The organism is uncultured Thiodictyon sp., assembly GCF_903946935.1.
In the GTDB taxonomy this organism is placed as follows: Bacteria; Pseudomonadota; Gammaproteobacteria; order Chromatiales; family Chromatiaceae; genus Thiodictyon.
This window is the reverse complement of sequence record NZ_CAJAXH010000256.1, coordinates 1-19,349: the sequence shown is the minus strand read 5'-3', so window position 1 is coordinate 19,349 and position 19,349 is coordinate 1. Positions and strand designations below refer to the sequence as shown.

Annotated in this window: 21 protein-coding genes; 14 read left to right on the top strand and 7 right to left on the bottom strand. The window is 64.3% G+C overall.

What is annotated here, in order from left to right:
- Positions 1–140 precede the first annotated feature (140 nt).
- The 6 genes from QZX93_RS22715 (at position 141) to QZX93_RS22690 (ending at position 5,917) form a co-directional block, all read left to right on the top strand.
- Positions 141–395 carry a CopG family antitoxin gene (locus QZX93_RS22715; protein WP_295388508.1) on the top strand — a complete coding sequence of 85 codons (255 nt, stop codon included), beginning with the start codon at positions 141–143 and terminating at the stop codon, positions 393–395.
- Positions 396–637: 242 nt separating this feature from the next.
- On the top strand, positions 638–1,882 hold the full coding sequence (locus tag QZX93_RS22710; protein ID WP_295388505.1) for a nucleoside recognition domain-containing protein: 1,245 nt from the start codon (positions 638–640) through the stop codon (positions 1,880–1,882).
- Positions 1,883–1,945: 63 nt separating this feature from the next.
- On the top strand, positions 1,946–2,287 hold the full coding sequence (locus QZX93_RS22705; protein WP_295388501.1) for a zinc ribbon domain-containing protein YjdM: 342 nt from the start codon (positions 1,946–1,948) through the stop codon (positions 2,285–2,287).
- A 78-nt stretch (positions 2,288–2,365) separates the two neighbouring features.
- Positions 2,366–4,627, top strand: a complete 2,262-nt coding sequence (locus tag QZX93_RS22700; RefSeq protein ID WP_295388499.1) for a VWA domain-containing protein — start codon at positions 2,366–2,368, stop codon at positions 4,625–4,627.
- A gap of 55 nt (positions 4,628–4,682) precedes the next feature.
- Positions 4,683–5,390: a Crp/Fnr family transcriptional regulator gene (locus QZX93_RS22695; RefSeq protein WP_295388496.1), complete on the top strand. Its 708-nt coding sequence runs from the start codon at positions 4,683–4,685 to the stop codon at positions 5,388–5,390.
- A gap of 128 nt (positions 5,391–5,518) precedes the next feature.
- Positions 5,519–5,917 (top strand): nitrogen fixation protein, encoded by a 399-nt coding sequence (locus tag QZX93_RS22690; RefSeq protein WP_295388494.1) that lies wholly within the window; start codon positions 5,519–5,521, stop codon positions 5,915–5,917.
- Positions 5,918–5,975: 58 nt separating this feature from the next.
- Here QZX93_RS22690 and QZX93_RS22685 read toward each other — a convergent pair whose 3' ends face one another.
- Positions 5,976–6,782, bottom strand: a complete 807-nt coding sequence (locus tag QZX93_RS22685) for a hypothetical protein (protein ID WP_295388492.1) — start codon at positions 6,780–6,782, stop codon at positions 5,976–5,978.
- A 263-nt stretch (positions 6,783–7,045) separates the two neighbouring features.
- Here QZX93_RS22685 and QZX93_RS22680 point away from each other — a divergent pair, with 263 nt between their 5' ends.
- The 6 genes from QZX93_RS22680 (at position 7,046) to QZX93_RS22655 (ending at position 11,680) form a co-directional block, all read left to right on the top strand.
- The gene (locus QZX93_RS22680; RefSeq protein ID WP_295388489.1) at positions 7,046–7,579 is read left to right on the top strand and encodes a TIGR02281 family clan AA aspartic protease; all 534 of its coding nucleotides are present in this window, start codon (positions 7,046–7,048) and stop codon (positions 7,577–7,579) included.
- Positions 7,580–7,611: 32 nt separating this feature from the next.
- The gene (locus QZX93_RS22675; protein WP_295388487.1) at positions 7,612–8,862 is read left to right on the top strand and encodes a phosphotransferase; all 1,251 of its coding nucleotides are present in this window, start codon (positions 7,612–7,614) and stop codon (positions 8,860–8,862) included.
- A 95-nt stretch (positions 8,863–8,957) separates the two neighbouring features.
- Positions 8,958–9,296, top strand: coding sequence for a hypothetical protein (locus QZX93_RS22670; protein WP_295388484.1), 339 nt, complete (start codon positions 8,958–8,960; stop codon positions 9,294–9,296).
- A 90-nt stretch (positions 9,297–9,386) separates the two neighbouring features.
- Positions 9,387–9,641, top strand: coding sequence for a hypothetical protein (locus QZX93_RS22665; RefSeq protein ID WP_295388482.1), 255 nt, complete (start codon positions 9,387–9,389; stop codon positions 9,639–9,641).
- Positions 9,642–9,656: 15 nt separating this feature from the next.
- Entirely contained in the window at positions 9,657–10,340 is a 684-nt protein-coding gene (locus QZX93_RS22660; RefSeq protein ID WP_295388480.1) for a response regulator transcription factor, read from the top strand.
- A complete protein-coding gene (locus QZX93_RS22655) occupies positions 10,337–11,680 on the top strand; it encodes an ATP-binding protein (RefSeq protein ID WP_295388477.1) in 1,344 nt (447 codons plus the stop codon). The genes QZX93_RS22660 and QZX93_RS22655 overlap by 4 nt, the downstream gene beginning before the upstream one ends.
- A gap of 200 nt (positions 11,681–11,880) precedes the next feature.
- Here QZX93_RS22655 and QZX93_RS22650 read toward each other — a convergent pair whose 3' ends face one another.
- Entirely contained in the window at positions 11,881–12,327 is a 447-nt protein-coding gene (locus QZX93_RS22650; RefSeq protein ID WP_295388474.1) for a hypothetical protein, read from the bottom strand.
- A gap of 13 nt (positions 12,328–12,340) precedes the next feature.
- Complete coding sequence (locus tag QZX93_RS22645; protein ID WP_295394958.1) at positions 12,341–12,754, bottom strand: hypothetical protein; 414 nt, start codon at positions 12,752–12,754, stop codon at positions 12,341–12,343.
- A gap of 289 nt (positions 12,755–13,043) precedes the next feature.
- Here QZX93_RS22645 and QZX93_RS22640 point away from each other — a divergent pair, with 289 nt between their 5' ends.
- Positions 13,044–14,198, top strand: a complete 1,155-nt coding sequence (locus QZX93_RS22640; RefSeq protein WP_295388469.1) for an alkaline phosphatase family protein — start codon at positions 13,044–13,046, stop codon at positions 14,196–14,198.
- 12 nt (positions 14,199–14,210) lie between these two features.
- Positions 14,211–15,578, top strand: a complete 1,368-nt coding sequence (locus tag QZX93_RS22635) for a sigma-54 dependent transcriptional regulator (protein ID WP_295388467.1) — start codon at positions 14,211–14,213, stop codon at positions 15,576–15,578.
- Between the two features lie 155 nt (positions 15,579–15,733).
- On the opposite strand, the gene QZX93_RS22630 is transcribed toward QZX93_RS22635, so the two are convergent.
- From QZX93_RS22630 to QZX93_RS22615, 4 genes are all read right to left on the bottom strand, one after another.
- Positions 15,734–17,395, bottom strand: a complete 1,662-nt coding sequence (locus QZX93_RS22630) for an LruC domain-containing protein (protein ID WP_295388464.1) — start codon at positions 17,393–17,395, stop codon at positions 15,734–15,736.
- 56 nt (positions 17,396–17,451) lie between these two features.
- Positions 17,452–17,901, bottom strand: coding sequence for a hypothetical protein (locus QZX93_RS22625; RefSeq protein WP_295388461.1), 450 nt, complete (start codon positions 17,899–17,901; stop codon positions 17,452–17,454).
- Between the two features lie 30 nt (positions 17,902–17,931).
- Positions 17,932–18,315 carry a hypothetical protein gene (locus tag QZX93_RS22620; protein ID WP_295388458.1) on the bottom strand — a complete coding sequence of 128 codons (384 nt, stop codon included), beginning with the start codon at positions 18,313–18,315 and terminating at the stop codon, positions 17,932–17,934.
- Positions 18,316–18,903: 588 nt separating this feature from the next.
- Positions 18,904–19,161, bottom strand: a complete 258-nt coding sequence (locus tag QZX93_RS22615) for a hypothetical protein (RefSeq protein ID WP_295388457.1) — start codon at positions 19,159–19,161, stop codon at positions 18,904–18,906.
- Between the last annotated feature and the right edge of the window lie 188 nt (positions 19,162–19,349).

The following is a 19,349-nucleotide window of genomic DNA, read 5'->3' as shown; positions in this document are numbered from 1 at the left end:
TACTATGCTCTTGGGTTAACGGCCGCGGGACGGTGTCTATTTTGTGTGATTATACAATTTCCCGAAGGTACGGGTTATCCGGTAACGGCGCGCCCAATGACACAAGCCGAGAAACAGCGATTTATGCAGTCGAAAAGGCGATGAAAAAACAACAGCTTCCTTCTACTGATTCTATCGACGAGTTGGCGCAATTCTGGGACGCTCACGATCTGACTGACTTCGAGGATCAACTCGAAGTGGTTGCAGCGCCCGTCTTTGCACCTAAGGCCGAGGCTGTGATGAAAATACATCTGCGGCGCCAAGAGATCGCTGCCGTTACTCGCATCGCGCGGTCCAGAGGGTTGCCTAGGGAGTCATTGCTTCGAGAGTGGGTTCTCGAAAAGCTTCGCGAATAAGCTTTTGGCAAGGAAAGGGTCGCCTGACCAGATAATGTCGGCTTCACCTGGATTCCGCTACGCTCCATCCAGGCTACGACCTGATTATCCCGCGTCGGGTGGCGGGCCTTAATCATAAGTCGGACCGCGGGCCGCGGGGCGCAGAGCGCCCAACACATGCGTGACACCGTCGCAGCGGTGTCACGAGAGGGTCATGTGGTTCGGGTCCACTCTGCTCATCCCAACCTACGTTCCCTTGGCTTATGCTCAACCTGATCTGGATCGGCTTCTTTCTGACGGCCTTTGCCGCCGGGCTGTTCCAGTTATTGGTGGGCGGTCAGCCGGATGTCTTTGCGCGGATGATGAAGGCCGGGTTCGATAATGCCAGGCTGGCATTCGATATCGCGCTGGGGCTCACCGGGGTCATGTGCCTATGGCTGGGGGTGCTGAAGATCGGCGAGCGGGTCGGTGTTCTCGATGGACTCGCGCGTCTGTTATCGCCACTCTTTGCCCGACTCTTTCCGCAGGTGCCGGCGGGGCACCCGGCCCTGGGGTCGATCGCCATGAACATGGCGGCCAATCTGCTGGGGCTCGACAATGCGGCCACGCCGATCGGCATCCGGGCGATGACCCAATTGCAGACGCTCAACCCAGATCCGGACACGGCGAGTAACGCGCAGATCCTGTTTCTCGTGCTCAATGCCTCCAGTATCACGCTGCTGCCGGTGACCATCTTTACCTATCGGGCGCAACTGGGTGCGGCCGACCCGACCGATGTATTTATTCCAATATTGATGGCCACCTACTGCTCGACGCTCGCCGGCTTTGCTTTCGTCGCCCTGCGTCAGCGCATCCGGCTCGATCCGGTGGTGTTGGCCTGGATTGGGGGGCTCACCTTTGGGGTCGGCGGCCTGGCGGTCTATTTTGCCCGCCTGCCGGCCGCGGAGATGGGCGCGACCTCCTCGCTGCTGAGTAATTTTCTGCTGCTGGCGATCGTCATGGCCTTCTTGCTCGGGGCCTTGTGGCGCAGGGTCAACGCCTATGAGGCCTTCGTCGAGGGGGCGAAGGAGGGGTTTCAGACGGCCGTCACCATCATCCCCTATCTGGTTGCCATGCTGGTGGCGGTCGGCCTGTTGCGCGCCAGCGGCGCACTGGACGTCGCCATGCAGGCGGCGGCGGGGTTGGTCAGGGCCGCAGGCTTCGATGCCCGCTGGGTCGATGGCCTGCCCACGATGCTCATGAAGCCGCTCTCGGGCTCCGGTGCGCGGGCCATGATGATCGAAACCATGCAGATGCGGGGCGCGGACTCGTTTGCCGGCCGTCTTGCCTGTATCATTCAGGGCAGCACCGAGACCACCTTCTACGTGCTGGCCGTCTATTTTGGCGCCATCGGCATCAAGCGGGTCCGCTACGCGGTCGCCGGCGGTCTGATCGCCGACCTGGCAGGGTTCACGGCCGCCGTGTTTGCCGCCTACCTCTTTTTTGGCGGCGCGGGCGGGAGTCAGTGACCTGTAGCCGGGCTGGCGGGTGGTGGCAGGAGTGAGAACACGAATCAACAATAGGGTTAAGTAATGAGCAGTTTGCCCCAATGTCCCGAATGTGGTTCTGAACACACATACGAAGACGGCGCCATGTATGTGTGTCCCGAGTGCGCGCATGAGTGGGCGCGCGATGCGGTCGCGGGGGACGCCGATCAGGGTCTCGCGGTGCGCGATGCCTTTGGCAATGTGCTCAATGACGGCGACTCGGTGACCGTGATCAAAGACCTCAAGGTCAAGGGGACCTCATCCGTGGTCAAGGTGGGAACCAAGGTCAAGGTGATGCGGCTGGTCGATGGCGATCATAATATCGATTGCAAGATCGATGGCATTGGGGCCATGCAGTTGAAATCCGAATTTGTGAAAAAGGCTTAATTTCTGGGTGACTCGCCGGCCGCCGCCCGGTGTACCCTGCGCCCTTGACCTGCTCGTAAGAACGCCGCCGGAGGCCCCATGCTCGTCACGCTACCGCTCACCGCCGCGGCCCTCCAGCCCTACCGGGAGCAACTGCGCTGCAACTTTCCCCAGCTCGATCATGTGTTTCCCGACTGTATGGCGGAGGCGCAGCGGCTGTTGACCGCGGCGGGGATTAGGGACTATCTGGACGGGGCCTCGTTGATCTGCCGGATCGGGCGCGGTTTTGAGCCGGTCCTGGTCTATCTCCAGGAACTGCCGCGGGTCGCCGCCGATGTGGGTGAGGAGGCGCTCGCCATGGTCTCCCAGGCGGTGTGGACGATCTCGCGCAGTCCCAATGGCAAGGCGATCCTGCCCTTCTTGCAGAGTATTCCGGAGGCATCGCGGCGGCTGCCCTGTGCCGAACTGCTCAGTCGCTATATCGAGATCATCCTCGACTTCATGGCGCGGACCACCGGTTCCATTCACGGTTTTCATACCACGATTCCGAGCCCGAGCCTTCCCGACCTGCTGGAGCGGGTCCCTTATCTTCTGAGCCAGCTCACCTGCCGGGGCCTGGGCAACTGGATCGATTATGGCGTGCGGCACTATGGCGATCATCCCGACCGCCAGCGAGATTATTTCAGCCTGCAATCGGCGGACAGCCGCGCGGTGTTGCAGCGGGAGCGTCACGGCACCCTGTTCGTCGACAATGAACGCCGGCTCGATCTGTATCTGCGCGCGCTCTGGCGGGAGGGGTTGCCGCTGGTCCCGTATTCTGAAGGGTTCGATGAATTGCGCAAGCCGGTGCCCTATTTCGATCCCCTGGGGATGCGGGTCCCGGATGCCTATGACGATCGCGAGGGGGTGCCCGGCCTCGATCGCTACCGGGCGCTGCTGGCCCATATTGCCGCCCATCTGCGCTGGAGTCGCTCATTGGTGGCGGATAACCTGAGCCCCTTCCAACGGGTAGCGGTAGAGACCTTCGAGGACTGTCGGGTCGAGACCCTGGCGCTGCGCGAGTATCCGGGGCTGCGCGCAATCTTGCTCGCCTTACACCCGGCGCCGCAGGAGGATGCCTGCGATCCGGAGCGCGTGTCCTGTATCCGCCATCGGCTGGCGATCTTCTCGCGTGCCGTGCTCGATCCGAATCACGGTTATCGCAACCCGGACCTGCTCGAATTCCTCGCGCGTTTCCATGCTGAATTGGCCCAGGGCGAGTCCAGCACCCAGGCGATGGCGGAGCTGGCGATCGCCTATATCGCCCGCACCCGCCGCCAGCAAGACCTCTCGCCCAAGGTCTATTTCACCGATACCGAGGTCGACTACCGGGATGACAACCGGCACCTATGGCGTTATATCGAGCAGGGCGATGAGGAGGAGACCTTTGCGGAGCGCAAGCAGCGCCCACCCGAAGAGGCACAGACCCTGCCGCCGCGCCACTATCCGGAGTGGGATTACAAGAGCAAGACCTATCGCCCGGACTGGGTAAGCCTCTACGAGGGCCTGCACCCCGCGGGCGATCCGGCCTTCATCGACGCGCTCCTCGACAAGCACCGGATGCTGGCCAAGCGTCTCAAGCAGATCCTCGACCTGCTCAAGCCACAGCACTATGTGCGCCTGCGCTACCAGGAGGAGGGCAGTGAGCTGGACCTGGACGTGGCCATCCGGTCGCTGATCGACTACCGGGGCGGGGCGACCCCGGACCCGCGCATCAATATGAGCCACCGTCACGACGGACGCGACATTGCCGTCATGCTCCTGCTCGATCTGTCCCAGTCACTGAATCAGGTGCCGGACGGGTGTACCCAGAGTATCCTTGAGCTCAGTCAGGAGGCGGTCGCCCTGCTCGGTTGGGCCATCGACCATCTGGGGGATGAGTTCGCTATCGCCGGCTTCTCGTCCAATACCCGCCATGAGGTTCGCTACCAGCATATCAAGGGTTATAGCGAGGACTGGGGCGACCAGGTCAAGGCCCGGCTGGCGGCGATGGAGGCGGGCTATTCCACCCGCATGGGCGCGGCCTTGCGCCATGCCGCCCATTATTTGGAGGCCCGTGTGGCGGAGAAGAAGCTGATGCTGATCCTCACTGACGGCCAGCCCCATGATATCGACGTGGATGACGAACGCCTGCTGATCGAGGACACCCACAAGGCGGTACAGGAACTCGACCAACAGGGCATCTACACCTATTGTATCAACCTCGACGCCCATGCCGATGAGTATGTCCGCGACTGCTTCGGCAATCGCTTCACCGTCATCGACCGGGTCGAGCGGCTGCCGGAGCGTCTGCCGCAGCTCTTTATGGCCCTGACGAAATGACACCAGTGCATAGCAATCCGGTCGCGCGACCGATCAAAGAGGACACCTTTTGGTGATGGTGAAGACTGTGACACTGCGGGACGCCTGGTCCGGCGAGGCGGACTGCCGCAACTGCTCGTTGCGTGATACTGTGCTGTTTGCGGGGCTGACTGAGTGCGATTTCGAGCGCATCCACGACCCTATCGACCAGTTTACCCTGAAGCCGGGAAGCTCGCTGTACCGCGCCGGCGACAGCGGTGACTTTATGTTTACCGTGCGCAGCGGCGCCTGCAAGTTGATGCAGTCGCTGGCCGATGGCAGTCAGCGCATCGTCCGCATCGCGCGCACTAGCGATGTGTTGGGGTTGGAGGCGATCCTCGGGGAGCGCTATCAGCACGAGGCCGTGGCCTTGCAGCTCACCGAGGTGTGCCGCTTTCCGGCGCGCATGGTGCGCGACCTGGGTAACGACAATCCGACCCTGCATCGCGAGCTGATGGCCCGCTGGCAACGCGCACTTACGCAGGCGGACGCCTGGCTCACCGAGTTGTCGACCGGCTCGGCGCGGCAGCGGGTCGCGCGCCTGGTGCTGCGCCTGGTGCGGGACGAAGAGCGCGGCGAGTGTCAACTGTTCGGCCGCGAGGATATGGGTGCCATGATCGGTGTGACGACCGAGACCACCAGCCGGACCATCGCCGAGTTCCGGCGTCAGGGGTTGCTGGTAGAGACCGCGCCCAACCTGTTCCGGCTGGATATCGCGCAGTTGCGGCGGATTGCCGAGGAATAGCGTCGCGCGATGCCGGTGTGCCAAAGGATTTGTACACGTGCGCGGTCACCGCGACTATTGACCATTATTAAGGTTCAGGATGCCGCTGGGGCTTAACCTGAACCCTTGCCCTTCGCTCGGGAGCTGAGATGCGTATCGCTGTCACTAGCCAGAATTTCAAGTCCATCACCGGCCATGCCGGAAAGGCGTGTCGTTTCCTTGTCTATGAGGTGGACGGCGCCGACAGCCCGCCATTGGAGGTGGATCGACTCGATCTGCCCAAGGAGTTGTCGGTCCATGAATATCATGGGGATGATCATCCGCTCTTCGGGCTGGGGCTCTACGCCCTGGTGACCCAGGGGGCCGGGGCGGGGTTCGTGCAGCGCCTGGCCAGTCATGGCATCGTGGTGCATGCGACTAGCGAGGCGGACCCACTGGTCGCCGTCGTGCAGGTGGCGAACGGGCAGCCGCTCGCCGCGGCCCTACCGCATGACGACGACCACCATCATGATCGGTCGCCGGTGTTGATCCGTATTCAGGAGCCCTGAACGCATCAGGCCCATGCACCTCGCGGCGCAGGGGCCTGAACATGCCCGGGCGGGAGGCTTAGAACTTCCAGCCTACGCCCATCACGCCAGTGAAGTCCTGCGGCGAAATCTTGACTTGTTGGGTCTGGGTTTGTGACGTGATGCCCAGCGCTGCGGCCGCACCGTTGGGGGCGCAGGCGCTGCTCATGCCCTTGGTCTTGGAACCCATGCCGGTCCACATGATTTCGGCGAAGAAATACAGATTCTCAGTCTGAAGGTGCCGCATACCGGCGCCGAGACCGAAGCCGGTCTGGTGGTTGGTGAATGAGTTTTCTACGGCACCCGTGGTGCCACCCATACCGCACGAATCCGCCGCGGTCGACACGCTATAGTCGGCCCAGTTGGCGGAGAACTTGGCATAGGGGTGCGTCCGCCAATTGGGGCCGACGTCCAGGCTGATGCCATAGCGGTTCTTCTCTTTCACCCTCAGGGTGCTGTAGTTGAACCCCGACCCTCCGGGTATGCTCGATTGTGCGATGTTGAAGGTGGTCGTGGCCGTGTTGCTGCCGGCCAAATCGGCGAACAGGCCAATGCCCACCACCAGTGGTCCAGGGGCCCAGCGCCAGCCGGCCGAGATCTGACCCAGGAAATTCGATGCGCCGAGATCATTGCTGCCGCTCACCGCGCTCTGGTAGGTGAATGTTGGGGCAGTTTCATAATAGGAACTGAAGTTCGTGGCCTTGTATTGGGTGTTGCGGAACCCGAGTGCGCCATCGACATAGAAGCCCCCCCAGTTGAACGCGTTGTCGGCGGCGACGGGGGTTGCCGCGCCGAGGAGCAGGCCGGAGACCAGGGTGGAGGTGACGATGACTGTTTGCGCGCGCATGCTTTGTGTCTCCTGGAATCTTTCGCCCGATGGGGCGTTTGTTATTCGTTGATGCTTGAATCACGGGCCTTTGTTGACCCTGGCGCTGTGTCGTGGCGCACGCCGACCGGCCGACCGGCGAGTGTTGCGGGTCAGCAAAAAATAGCCTAACGGCCTGGGGCTGTGTTGTCAAGGCCACAAGAGGGCTATATTGGTCTTTTGTGTCTCGATGTGTTGTGGTGATGATACACTAGCCCGACAAGCGACCTTGACTCCGAGCCGAGATGAAAGATCCCATCCGCCGCCGCGATGACCCCCAGGCCAGCCTCGGGCGTGCCATGCTGATCGCGGCCTGGGTTGTGGGCTTGGCACTGCTGGCGTTCTTCTTCAAGGGTGTCATTGAGCGCCAGACCAACCCCAACCCGGCCCCGATCGCCGTCGCGGGCCAGGGCGGGGTGGCGCAGGTGGTCCTGCGGCGCAACCGGGCCGGTCATTACGTGGCCGGGGGGCACATCAACGGGGAGCCCGTGGTCTTCATGCTGGATACCGGCGCCACGGACGTGGCCGTGCCGCTGGCGCTGGCGCGCCGGTTGGGTTTGCCGTTGCGCCCCGGGGGTCTCAGTCAGACCGCCAACGGGACGGTCGAGACCTGGGCGACGCGCCACAGCGTGGAACTGGGCGGGCTGGTGGCCCGCAATCTGCGCGCGAGCGTCCTGCCGGCGATGGCGGGGGATGAGGTCCTGCTCGGCATGAGTTACCTTAAGCACTTGGAACTGATCCAGCGTGGCGACACCCTAACCTTGCGGACCCATAGGTGATTGTCGGACTTCAAGCATAATGTGTTAGACCCATGACTCAAGAAACCGCCAATGGCTCACGCCAAGTCGCCAAGACGCCAAGGAAAACAGATGAGCCCCTGCATTCTGCGAATCGCTCGACCGGTCACGGCCCGGTCGCTGACGGCGCGCTGGATCATCTTGGCGCCTTGGCGTCTTGGCGTGAGAGCGACGCGCCTCAGGATGCCCCGACCCTGCTGGCGGACCTGCGCGCCATCGTCGCGGGCTTCGCTGTCGGCGCTGAAACGTGCCCCATCGCGCCTTTGGGGCGGGGCCTGATCAACGAGACCTTTGCGGTCACCACCTCCGCCGGGCGCTATGTCCTGCAGTGCGTCAACCAGCGGGTCTTTCCCGACCCTGAGCAGATCATGGCGAACCTGGCGGTGCTCGGCGCCCATGCCGCAGAGCAGGCGGGGCTGCGGGTGCCGGCCCTGATCCCGGCGCGCGACGGCCGCCCCTTCCTGCGCACCCCGGCGGGCGAGCTGTGGCGGCTCATGGAGTTCATCCCGGACGCGGTGACGCTGGACCGGTTGGCGGGCGTCGAGCAGGCGCGCCAGGTGGGCCTAGCGCTCGGGCGCTTCCATCGCCTGACCCGCGACCTGGAGCCGACGCGACTGGGGGTCACGCTGCCCGGGTTCCACCGCACGCCAGACTATCTCGCCCGCCACCTGGAGCTGCGCGCGGAGCTACCCCCGCGCGATGGCGGTGAGTCGGACTGCATGGCCTTCATCGATGCCCGGGTTGGGATGGTCGGGGTACTGGAGCAGGCCCTGGCCGCTGGTCTGATCCCGCTGCGGATCACCCACGGCGATCCCAAGCTCGACAATATCCTGTTTCATGCCGCGGCCGGTCACGCGCTGGCCCTGATCGACCTGGATACCGTCCAACCCGGCCTGATCCAGCACGACCTGGGCGACTGTCTGCGCTCCTGCTGCAACCGCCTGGGTGAGTCCGCTGAGGGGCAGCGGGTGTACTTTGACCTGGCCTTCTGTAACGCGATCCTGACGGCCTATGCGCAGGAGACGCGCGATTTCCTGGGCCGCGGCGAGGTGGCGACGATCTATGACGGCATCCGTCTCATGCCCTTCGAGTTGGGTCTGCGCTTCCTCAATGACCACCTGGAGGGTGACCGCTATTTCCGGGTCACCCATCGCGGCCAGAATCTGCTCAAGGCGAGCGTGCAGTTTGCTCTGGTGGCGGACATCGAGGCCCGCGAGTCCGATATCCGTACACTGATCGATCTGGCCTACCAGGGTGGTGGATGATCGCCCCTGTTCAGTCTGCGTTCAGGCACCAGCGCCTAGTCTAGTGCCAACGGTGAGGGCGCTGGGCCCCGCCGACCTTCTTGAGGGCAGCGACCATGAGTAAGAGACACACCCAAAGCACCTTGGCACTGGCGGCCCTGCTGGCGGGGGCGCTGGCCCTGCCGGGGTTGGCCGCGGCCGATTGGGACCGCGATGGGGGCGGTGGCGGGCGCGGCGATCGGCATGGCGAACGCCATTACGATCACGACGGAGGGCGCGGCGAACGGCGCCACGAAGGCGGCGATCGGCACTGGGGTGAGCGGGGGCACTATGACCATGACCACTGGCGCCACCATCGCGACTATCGTGAGCGGGAGGTGGTGGTGGAGCGACCGGTCTATCGTCGCCCCCCCTTGCTGCCCGGCCTCTCCGTGTTCTTCAACGGCTCATGGTAGGCGGTGCCGCACCCGGCGGGGCGGCCGTCCCGTCCGCGCCGGAGGTGTCGCCGAGTCAGTCGGCCTGAACGCTACAACGGTGATGAATCGATGTTGACCAGTGCCACCGCGCTCCTCGCCCTGTCTCTGGGCCGTCCCAGTCACGCGCCGGTCGGCGGCGCGGTGCCTGCGCCGCCGCTCCTGTTCGCCGGGGCGGCCTCCGCGGCGGAGGCGGCGGAGGCGGCGCGCCGCCAGACCGGCGGCCGGGTGCTCTCGGTGGAGCGCAGCGGCGGTGGCTATCAGGTCAAGGTCCTGACCCCGGCCGGTGAGGTCCGGGTCGTCTTCATCCCGGCCGCCGGCGGCTGATCGCGCGGGTTATCCATGCGCATCCTGGTGATCGAGGACGAGGCCGCACTGCGTACACAACTGGTCGGGCGGCTGGTGCGCGAGGGCTTTCGGGTGGACCAGAGCGGGGACGGGGACGAGGCCCTCTATCTGGCGACCGAATACCCCTGCGATGCCTTGGTGTTGGACCTAGGTTTGCCGGGCACCCCGGGTCTCACCATCCTGCGCCGTCTGCGGGCGGCCGGAAACCCGCTGCCGGTGCTGGTGCTGACCGCCCGCGGTCGCTGGCAGGACAAGGTCGAGGGGCTGGAGGCCGGAGCGGACGACTACCTGGCCAAGCCCTTTGAGATGGATGAGTTGCTGGCCCGCCTGCGCGCCCTGCTCCGGCGCGCGGCCGGGGCGGCGAACCAGGCCATCGAGGCGGGGCCGGTGCGCCTGGACCGCGCCGGGCAGCAGGTGTGGGTGCGCGGTGCCCTGGTGGAGTTGACGGCCTACGAGTTCAGGCTACTGGAACGGCTCATGTCGCAGCAGGGTCGGGTCCTGTCCAAGCGTGAATTGGCGGACTATCTCTATCCGCACGATGAGGATCGCGACAGCAATGTGCTGGAGGTCCTGGTCGGGCGCCTGCGCCGCAAGCTGGACCCGGAGGGTCGGCTGGCCCCCATCGAGACCCTGCGCGGGCGCGGCTACCGCTTCGCGCTGAAGGATACCGGCGCTTGAAGTCGCTCCAGGCACGGGTCACGCTCGCCGCGGCCCTGGTGCTGGTGGTCTTTATCGTACTCACCAGCCTGGCCCTGGAGCGCGCCTTTCAGTCCAGTGCCAGCGCCGCCCGGGAGGCGCGCCTGCTCGGGCAGGTCTACCTACTGATGGCCGCCGCGGATAGTCAGGGCGATGCACTGACGCTGCCCTCCAGCCTGGCCGAGGCGCGCTTCAGCCTGCCCGGTTCAGGGCTCTATGGCCAGGTGAGCGATGTCGCCGGGGTGCCGGTCTGGCGCTCGGTCTCCGTCCTCGGCCAGGCCGTCCCATTCGATACCGGGCTCGCCCCGGGGGTGCGCCGTTTCCACCGGGCGCGCGATGCGAGCGGGCGCGCCTACTTCGTGGAGAGCTACGGGGTGATCTGGACCGTCGGCCCCACGCCGCGCGGCTATACCTTCAGCGTGGCCGAGGACCTGGCGGAGTATGGCCGTGAGTTGGCCGGCTTCCGCACCAGCCTGGCGGGCTGGCTGGGGGGCATGTCAGCGCTCTTGCTCGTCGCCCTGCTCGTCGCGTTGCGCTGGGGGTTGGCTCCCTTGCGGCGGGTTGCGGACGAGGTCGCCGCCGTGGAGGCCGGTCACCGGGAGCGGCTGCGCGGGCGCTATCCACGCGAACTGCGCGCACTCACCGACAACCTCAATGCACTGCTCGCCCATGCCTCCGCCCGCCAGACCCGGCTCGGCAACGCCTTGGCTGACCTGGCACACAGCCTCAAGACGCCGCTGGCGGTGATGCGCGGGGCGCTCTCCCCAGCGTCGAGCGATCCGTCGGACGATCCGTTGGCCGAGCAGTTGACTGAGCAGATCGGGCGCATGGAGGCGATCGTCGCCTATCAGTTGGAGCGCGCCCGCGCCGGCCCGGTGCTCACCCTCAGCCCGCCGGTGGCGGTGGCCCAGGCGGTCGGGCGGCTGGTCGCGTCGCTCGCCAAACTGCACGCGGAGCGTCAGGTCGAGGTCGCCGTGGGAGTGGCAGCGGACTTGAGTTTTCGCGGGGTGGAGGGCGATCTCCTGGAGGTGCTGGGCAACCTGCTCGACAACGCCTATAAGTGGTGCAGCGCCCGGGTCGCGGTGGGCGGGCGACGGGAGGCCGGGGTGCTGCTGCTGTGGGTGGAGGACGACGGCCCCGGCATCCCGGCGGCCCATGCCCGTGCCGTGCTGGAGCGCGGCGCTCGGGCGGACTTGGCCACCCCCGGCCATGGCATCGGGCTCGCGGTGGTGCGCGAGATCGCGATCGCCTATGGCGGTGAATTGGAGATCGCCGCCAGTCCACTGGGTGGCGCCTTGGTGCGGGTAAGGCTGCGGGCTTGAGCCCGGAAAGAGCAGTTGTCACGCCAAGACGCCAAGACGCCAAGACGCCAAGAAGAAACAAAGCGAGGTGCGCCGCATCGGCATCACCCTGCGGGTGAGTCGCCGAACGCCGATGACGTTTTGAAAAACCTTGGCGAGCTTGGCGCCTTGGCGTGAGCAATGCCCGGGTTTCGGTTGAGTGACCAGGCCGGTTGATTGCCTCAGCGGGGATGGGGCAAGAGGCTGTAGCCGACCGCATATTTAATTGCAAAGGCGATCAGAAGAACCAACACACTGACCAGAAAATTCAGCCCAATCAGCAGCAGCAGGGCGATCATCGCGTTGCCTTTGCGTGCCAGCGGCTCGGCAACCTCGTCGCGCTCCCTACGCCGATAATCTTTGCCGATAAACAGGACCACATAGAATCGGTAGGCCAGCAGGCCCACCCAAAATCGCAGATCGACCAATTTGGCGGCGGGTTTCGGGATCGACTCTCCCAGCAATTGCTTGACCGCCTCCAGTTGCGGTGCGGTAAAGCTCGATCGCAGCGCCGGGTCCAGCCTTTCCAGATAATACTCCGGGGTCCTTTCGCGATAGTGCGTTGGCGCGTCGTCTGCCGGCTTTGGCGCATTCTTAGTCATATCCGCCTCGCTTGCGGGTTCAGTCATTCTGGCGGCCGCGTTAGAGTTGTGACCAGTTGGCATCGCGATGCCAGTGCAGCGGTCGCCCAGTGAGCAGGTTCTCCAGGTTGTTGGCGACAGAATTGGCGATGAGCAGGAAGAACAGTCCCCACAGCAGCGGCAGCAGGATCACTGCCAGGCTGGCCGACCGGGAGCGGGTACTCAAGCGCTGGATGCTGACCCCGGAGAAGGCCGCGAGCAGCAGGAACTCGAGGACGATGAAAGGATAATAGGTGTCCTGCACCAACTCCCGCAACCCGGTCGGCCAGTCTCCTGCATTGGTCCAGAAGGTGGGTTCTTCGCGCAAATAGGAAAATGCCATCAGCACGATCAGGAGCAAAAAGTTGAACGCCGCACCGGCGATAAACAGTGGTGCGTCCGTGGCAGAGCGATGTCGGGCGCGGTGCTTGCGCAAAATAAGTCCAATGTAAAAGCCTAAGAATTATCGGTTGACTCTACTACAGCGTGGTAGTCGCGGCAAGTCGCCGGGCCGCAGTCGGCTTGGCGGCCGTCGGGTCCGTGCATTCCCGTTTTCACCCTGCAAGGTTGCTGGCTTGACTCAGTCTCGCCGATGGTGTAAACCACACGCGCACGCAGAGGGTGTTCGGACGCTCGACGGTGCAGTGTGTGGCGCGGCGTCTTGACTGACAGGACGCGGCCCGCGGCGGTCCCCGGGAAGCAAAATGAGGAGCGACTTGACTCTCATGAACAATGACCAGGCCCCGACGATTTCACTCGTCGTCTTCATCGACGCACTTGGCTGGGAGGTGTTGAAGGGGCGACGCTTCATGGAGGCGCGCTTGCCGTTTCGGCGCAAGTTGCGTTCCGTGTTCGGCTTCTCATCCGCGTGCATCCCCTCGATCCTCACCGGACTGATGCCGCGCGAACATCGCCACTGGTCGTTTTTCTATTATTCGCCCAAGACCTCCCCGTTCAAACCGTTGCGCCTGCTGGGGTGGCTGCCGCGCTCACTGGTGGACCGCGGGCGGGTGCGCAATGCGATCAGCAAACTGATCAAACGGCTGTATCGCTACACGGGCTATTTCCAACTCTACAATATCCCGTTTAAGTACGTAGACAAGTTCGATTATTGCGAGAAAAAAGACCTGTTCGTACCCGGCGGTATGAACGGGGGAGAGAACATCTTCGATCACCTGCAACGCGCCGGGATTCCTTACCACGTATCCGACTGGCGCCAGTCCGAAGCGATCAATCTGGAGTCGCTCAAGGCCGATCTGAGCCAGGGCAAGATCGCCTTTGCGCTCCTGTATATGGCGTCCATGGACGCACTCCTGCACGAGGTGGGCAAGGGTAGTCCGCAGGTGGATCAAAAGCTTGCCTGGTACGAGACCCAGCTCGAAGAGGTCATGCGGGTGGCCGAGGCGCATTATGCGCAGGTACGACTGTTCGTCTGCTCCGACCATGGCATGGCCACCATCCATACCCAGTTGGACTTGATGAGCAAGATCGAGGGGCTCGGGCTCACATTCGGCCGCGATTACACCGCCACCTATGACTCCACCATGGGGCGGTTTTGGTTCCACAACCAGGCCGCCCGCGAGCGCATCGGTGCGCTCCTGGAGCAGGTGCCGCAGGGGCGCATCCTGCGCCAGCCGGAACTCCAGCAATTGGGCTGCGATTTCGTGGGCGATCAGTTCGGTGAGCTGATCTTTCTGGTCGACGCGGGGGTCTTGATCCTCCCCAGTCACATGGGACTCAAGCCCATTACCGGGATGCACGGTTATCACCCGGATGATCCGGACTCGAATGCCTCACTGCTCTCCAATGTCGAACCGCCAAACGACCCGCAGTCGATTACCGATATGTTTCATCTCATGCGCGCCGAATCGGGCGCGTAACTTCACCCCAGCATGGCCGACCGCCTCCTGCTGGTGGGTGGGGATGAAGACTCCCATCGGGAGCTTTGTGCCGACCTGCAAGGTCGCGGTTATGCGGTCGCCACCGCCGCGGATGGCCGGACGGCCGCGCGCGCGTTGGCCGCCGCGCCCCCTGACCTGATCCTGTTGGAGTCCCCCTGGCCCGCCGATGTCGGTGCCGCCCTGATCGAGCGCTGGACTCAGGATTATCCGCTGCTGGTCTTGTGCAGCGAGACCGCGATCGAGACCGCACTCCAGACCCTGCGCCTGGGGGCAACCGAGTTTCTGGTCCGACCGATCGATCGGGATGAACTGGCGGGGGCGGTGCGGCGGATCATCGACAATGCCTTGCTGTATCGGCGCGGTGAGTTCTATACCAGCGTCGTGCGGCAGGAGGCGCCAAGCCTGCTGGTGGGCGAGAGCGGGCCGCTGCGCCAATTGCTCGCCGACCTGAAGTCCGTGGCCCCAACCGAGGCGACGGTGTTGATCCTGGGCGAAAGCGGGGTCGGCAAGGAGAAGGTGGCGCAGGAGATTCATCGCCTCAGTCCGCGCTCCGAGGGGCCGCTGGTGGCGGTGGACTGTTGTTCGCTGCCCGAAACGCTCTTCGAGTCCGAATTGTTCGGGCACGAGCGCGGGGCCTTCACCGGTGCCGCACAGCGCAAGCCCGGTCTGATCGAGCAGGCCAGCGGCGGCACCCTCTTTCTGGATGAGATCGGCGAGATCCCCGCCCCGATCCAGGCCAAGCTGTTGCGTGTACTGGAGACCAAGCGCTTTCGGCGGCTGGGCAGCGCGGTGGACCTGCCGGCGGAGGTGCGCATCGTCGCCGCCACCAATCGGGACCTGGACGGCATGTCCCAGCGGGGTGAATTCCGCCAGGACCTGCTGTATCGACTCAACTCATTTGTGGTGACAGTGGCCCCGCTGCGGGAACGCCGCGCGGACGTCGCGCCGCTGGTGAGACACTTTTTGGCCCACCCGGGATTTTCCAAGCGGATCGTCAAGCGGCTGAGCGAGGCGGCGATGCAGGCGTTGCTGGACTACGCGTGGCCGGGCAATGTCCGCGAACTGCGCAACGTGATCGAGCGCGCGATCATCCTGTCCGGCAACAAGCTGAAGATCGATCCGGAGCACCTCACCCTGCCGCGCGCCGCCGCGTCCGCGTCCGCCACCGCGACCACCGGGGTGACGCTGACCTTCGACCACGAGCCGACCCTGGCGGAAATCGAGCAGCGCTATGTGCAACTGCTGCTGGCCCGGCACCCGGGGTCCCGTGCCGCGGTGGCGCGGGTGTTGGGGATTGGTGAGCGCACGCTCTATCGGCTGTTGGCCGATCTCAAGGTCGACGCGGCGTCCCGCCGCTAACGCCGGCCTTGATCATCAGGCCGGCCACCAGCCTTTGCGGTAACCCGTCGCGGCCGGGGGCCGCTCCTACGGCGTAGGAGCGGCCCCCAGGCCGCGACCAATGCCACCCAACGGTGGCTGGAATAATGAGCAAGGCCTGTTGCGCAGCCCGATGCCTAAGGCTGGAAGATCAGTGGTTGGACCATCTTGCTGACATACCAGTCAGTGGCGGTTGTGCCGCCACTGACGGCCCAGGGGATGAAGTTCGGATAGGCCCCGGCCACGTTGTTCCACTCGGTCGGATACCGCCAGGTCTCGGGTACGTCGAGCGCCCAGGGCTCGTTGGCGGCCGTGCGATAGGTGCGTCCCTGGGCCGGATTGGAGGTATCGTCCAGGGTGCCGAACAGCTTGGGGTCGGCCTTGGCGGTCGGCGGATGATCCACCAGATGCACCTCCAGGCCCCGCTTGGTGGTCCGATAGATGAACGGGTTGAAGGGGGCGTTGCCGAGCTGCGCCGTCGTCAATGGCTGCTTGAAATGGATGTTGAGCTCCATGGGCACCGCCGGTGTGCGGGGGCACTTGGCCACGCTGTTCATCATCGAGCAGGGGAAGGGCTGGCCGGTGGCGGTGAGTGGTGTGACATTCGGCGAGAGGATGAAGACCGCCTCGGTCTGGCCGGTCTCCACCGGTAGCGCCACCGGGGCCTGATTGTTGATGGTCAGGGTGGTGGCCGTCGCATCGATGGCGTCGCGACTTACACCCGGGAGATGGATGCCGAACCCATTGTCCGAGCCGGCGCCACGCGCCCTGATCTCGTACGTCAGCTTGAGGTCGACGATCTCGTTTTGCGCATTCAGGACCTCGGTCGAGCGATAGGCGACCACCAGGTCATTCATGTCGAAGTCGCCCTTCTTCGGCCACAGGTCTTCAAAGGCCAGCGAGCCGAAGCCGGTCGCACTCGGATAAAAGCGCCGCGCCGCCCGCGTCGGGTCTTGCGGGAAGGCGTCCAGTGCGTCCGGGATGCCATCGCCGTCGCTATCCAACACCACCGGGGTCGCGGCCTTGACCAACGGCTGTACCAGGCTGCGGTCGACGGCGGAGAAGGGGGTCACCTTGATGGCGATCACGACGTCGTTGAAGTCGTGATCGCCGCCGGCACGATTCTGATCCTCGAACGCCAACACCAGCAGCCCATCCTCGGGCTTCGACATCAGGACGGTATGTGCGTTGATGTTCGGGTTGGCGGCTGTCGGCTTTTCCGGGTTCAAGGCCTTCAGCGTGGTAAAGATGGAGGCCGGGTTCTGATAGCGGTTGACCTCTTTACCATTCCAACCGTCTGCCACAACGGTGAACCCAACAGCGCTGCCGGCCTTGAATTTACCCAGATACACGCCATCGCCGTACCTCATTTCGCCTTGCGGTGGTAAAGAGAAATTGGGAAACATGATCTTGGTGATCAGTTCACTGAACGCCTTGGGCTTGTTGGCCGGATCGAAGGTGAAATAACCCACCGCATTTCGGTAGCCGGCCCCCTCGTCGATGAAGGCCACCGTGATCTCCGCGTCTTCGAGCAGCGAGATGTTTGCCCCCAGATCGTCGGTGATCAGCTTGGGGTCGTTGGTGCTGATATTCTTGTATTCCGGCAGCCGTTTACGAATGTCGGCCAGGAGGGTGGCCGGCAGTTCGCTGTTCATATCCACCAGCTTGGTAGGAAGACCCAGCCCATCGTAGGTGTCGAGATACTGCCAGGTGTACGCAGTGGCTGCCAGGCTGGGCTGAACGACGGCGCCGAGCGCCAGGGCAGCCAGTGAAGACGCAAGGGGATGACGGTAGTTCATGGATAATGCCCTGTTATTGCTATTGGAAGATCGGCGTTGCGCGGTCGGCCGTCGCTTCACTGTGCCGACCCGAACTGCACCATCACCGTGTCGCTGCCCGCGGCGAGTTTCACCCCCGGGTTGCCGCTGTGCAGGAGGATGCTGACACCGCGCTCGCTGTAGAGCCACAGGTCATCGCTGCTGACCACCGTCGGCGGTGCGTCGGCCAGCTCGGTCACAAAGGGGCCCTCCAGGTCGGTGAGGTTGGCGAGCCCGTAGACCTCGCCGGTGACCGTCACCTTGAGTCCCTTGGCCCCGCCGACGCCCAATCCGTTCACCATGACGTCGTAGGACTGCTGCCCCGTGGTGAGGATTGCCTGGTCCAGCGGGGCGCCGCCGCTATCGGTCAGCGTGATGGTTGGAAAGGCGAGCAGGGCGGTGGCGGCCGGCGCACCGTAGGCGCCGGCGCTGATCAGGAGCGCCAGGGCGGCGCCGCTCAACTGTTTGATAACGCGCTTGTTCAACATGGCTTTGGTCTCTTGAAGGTCGGCGACAACTTATTCAGTGTAGGTGATCGATTGGTCGGTGACGGCCAAGGTGAGGGTCTCCTGCCGCTCGGCGGTATGCACGACGACCACGACCTGGTTGAGATGGGCCGGCAGGCGCAGGTCGCCCACATAGCTGCCCCGCCCGTCGGTGAATGCATTCTCCAACAGCCGCAGCCCGTTGGCCCCCTCGCTGTAGAAACTCAGCAGGGCGGGGCCGCCATCGGTCGCGGCCAGCGCGATGTCGACCGTCGCGGTGTGGCTGTTGTCGTAGCGGAATTGGGCGCCGGGTGCGTTGGTGGCCGACACCGTCGCGCTGTAGCTGCCGGCGGCCAACACCAGCGCGGTCAGGATCGAGTAGACCAGGGAGGTACGAAGGGTTTGACGATTGTACATGGTAGAGGTCCTGAGGCGGCAGTCTGGGAGGCACTTGCCGAAGCGATACAAAGTCCGTGCCAGGTTCGCGAAAAAGCATCTAAGATAATGATAAAAATGTAAAAAGCGATTTTCGACGGGTGCCTGGAAGGCCGCCGGATGGTGGCGCGACTGCCATATCGGCAGTCATCGTGGATTGGCGGCTGCCGCAATGGCAGTGGGCGCCGTCAAGCGGCCGCAGGCCTGCAAAAATGCCAGGTCAGGGCGCTGGGTGAGCGGATGCGTGAACTGCCAAATCGGCAGTAGGGCTGGTCCCGCCTGATTCGGGGACCCATCGTGGCCACCGCGGTCCGTCATTCGGGCCGGGACGCCGGAATCCAGGCGAGGGACGGCAACCGCTCGGCCAGCCGCGATCCGGTCGCACCCAGAGGTCGAGGCTGGCCGTGACAGTCGCGCCGCAACCCGGTGGGAGCGGCTTCAGCCGCGACGCGACCTCGCAAGCCGCCGTGCCCTCGTCGCGGCTGAAGCCGCTCCCACGGGGGAGTTGGATGCGAGGGTGAGACCATTATCTCCCCGAGAGACCGTAGGAGCGGCCCCGGCCGCGACAGGTTACCGCAAGCGCTGTTGGCCGGAATTGTGCTCAAGGCCAGGTTGGGGGCCGATCGCCGCGTCGCACAGGGCACCACTGCCCAAGTTGAACAACCCGACCATGCGACATTGCGGAAACCCCAGCCCCGGCGCCTGAGTGGCGGGCTGCGGCCACGGGATCTGGTTGGCCCGGGTGTCGGGCATCGACAGCGTTGTGCCGTCGACCATCCACACCCGACGGGTCAGCCACCGCCAGTGGTTCGGAATCGCGTTCGACACCAGCGCGCCGGTCTCACGCGCCAGCGTTCTGGTGATGTCCGTCGGTAGGCGCTGGCGCGCTTTGCAATCGGATCGGAGAGTAAGCCGGGTTCTCATCGCAGGTTAGACAGACGTTGGTGTTCTCTGTTGCCGCCTGGTTTCCCGGCGGTGCCACAATATCTCTGCCATACAGCGATTCGTTCCCGGCT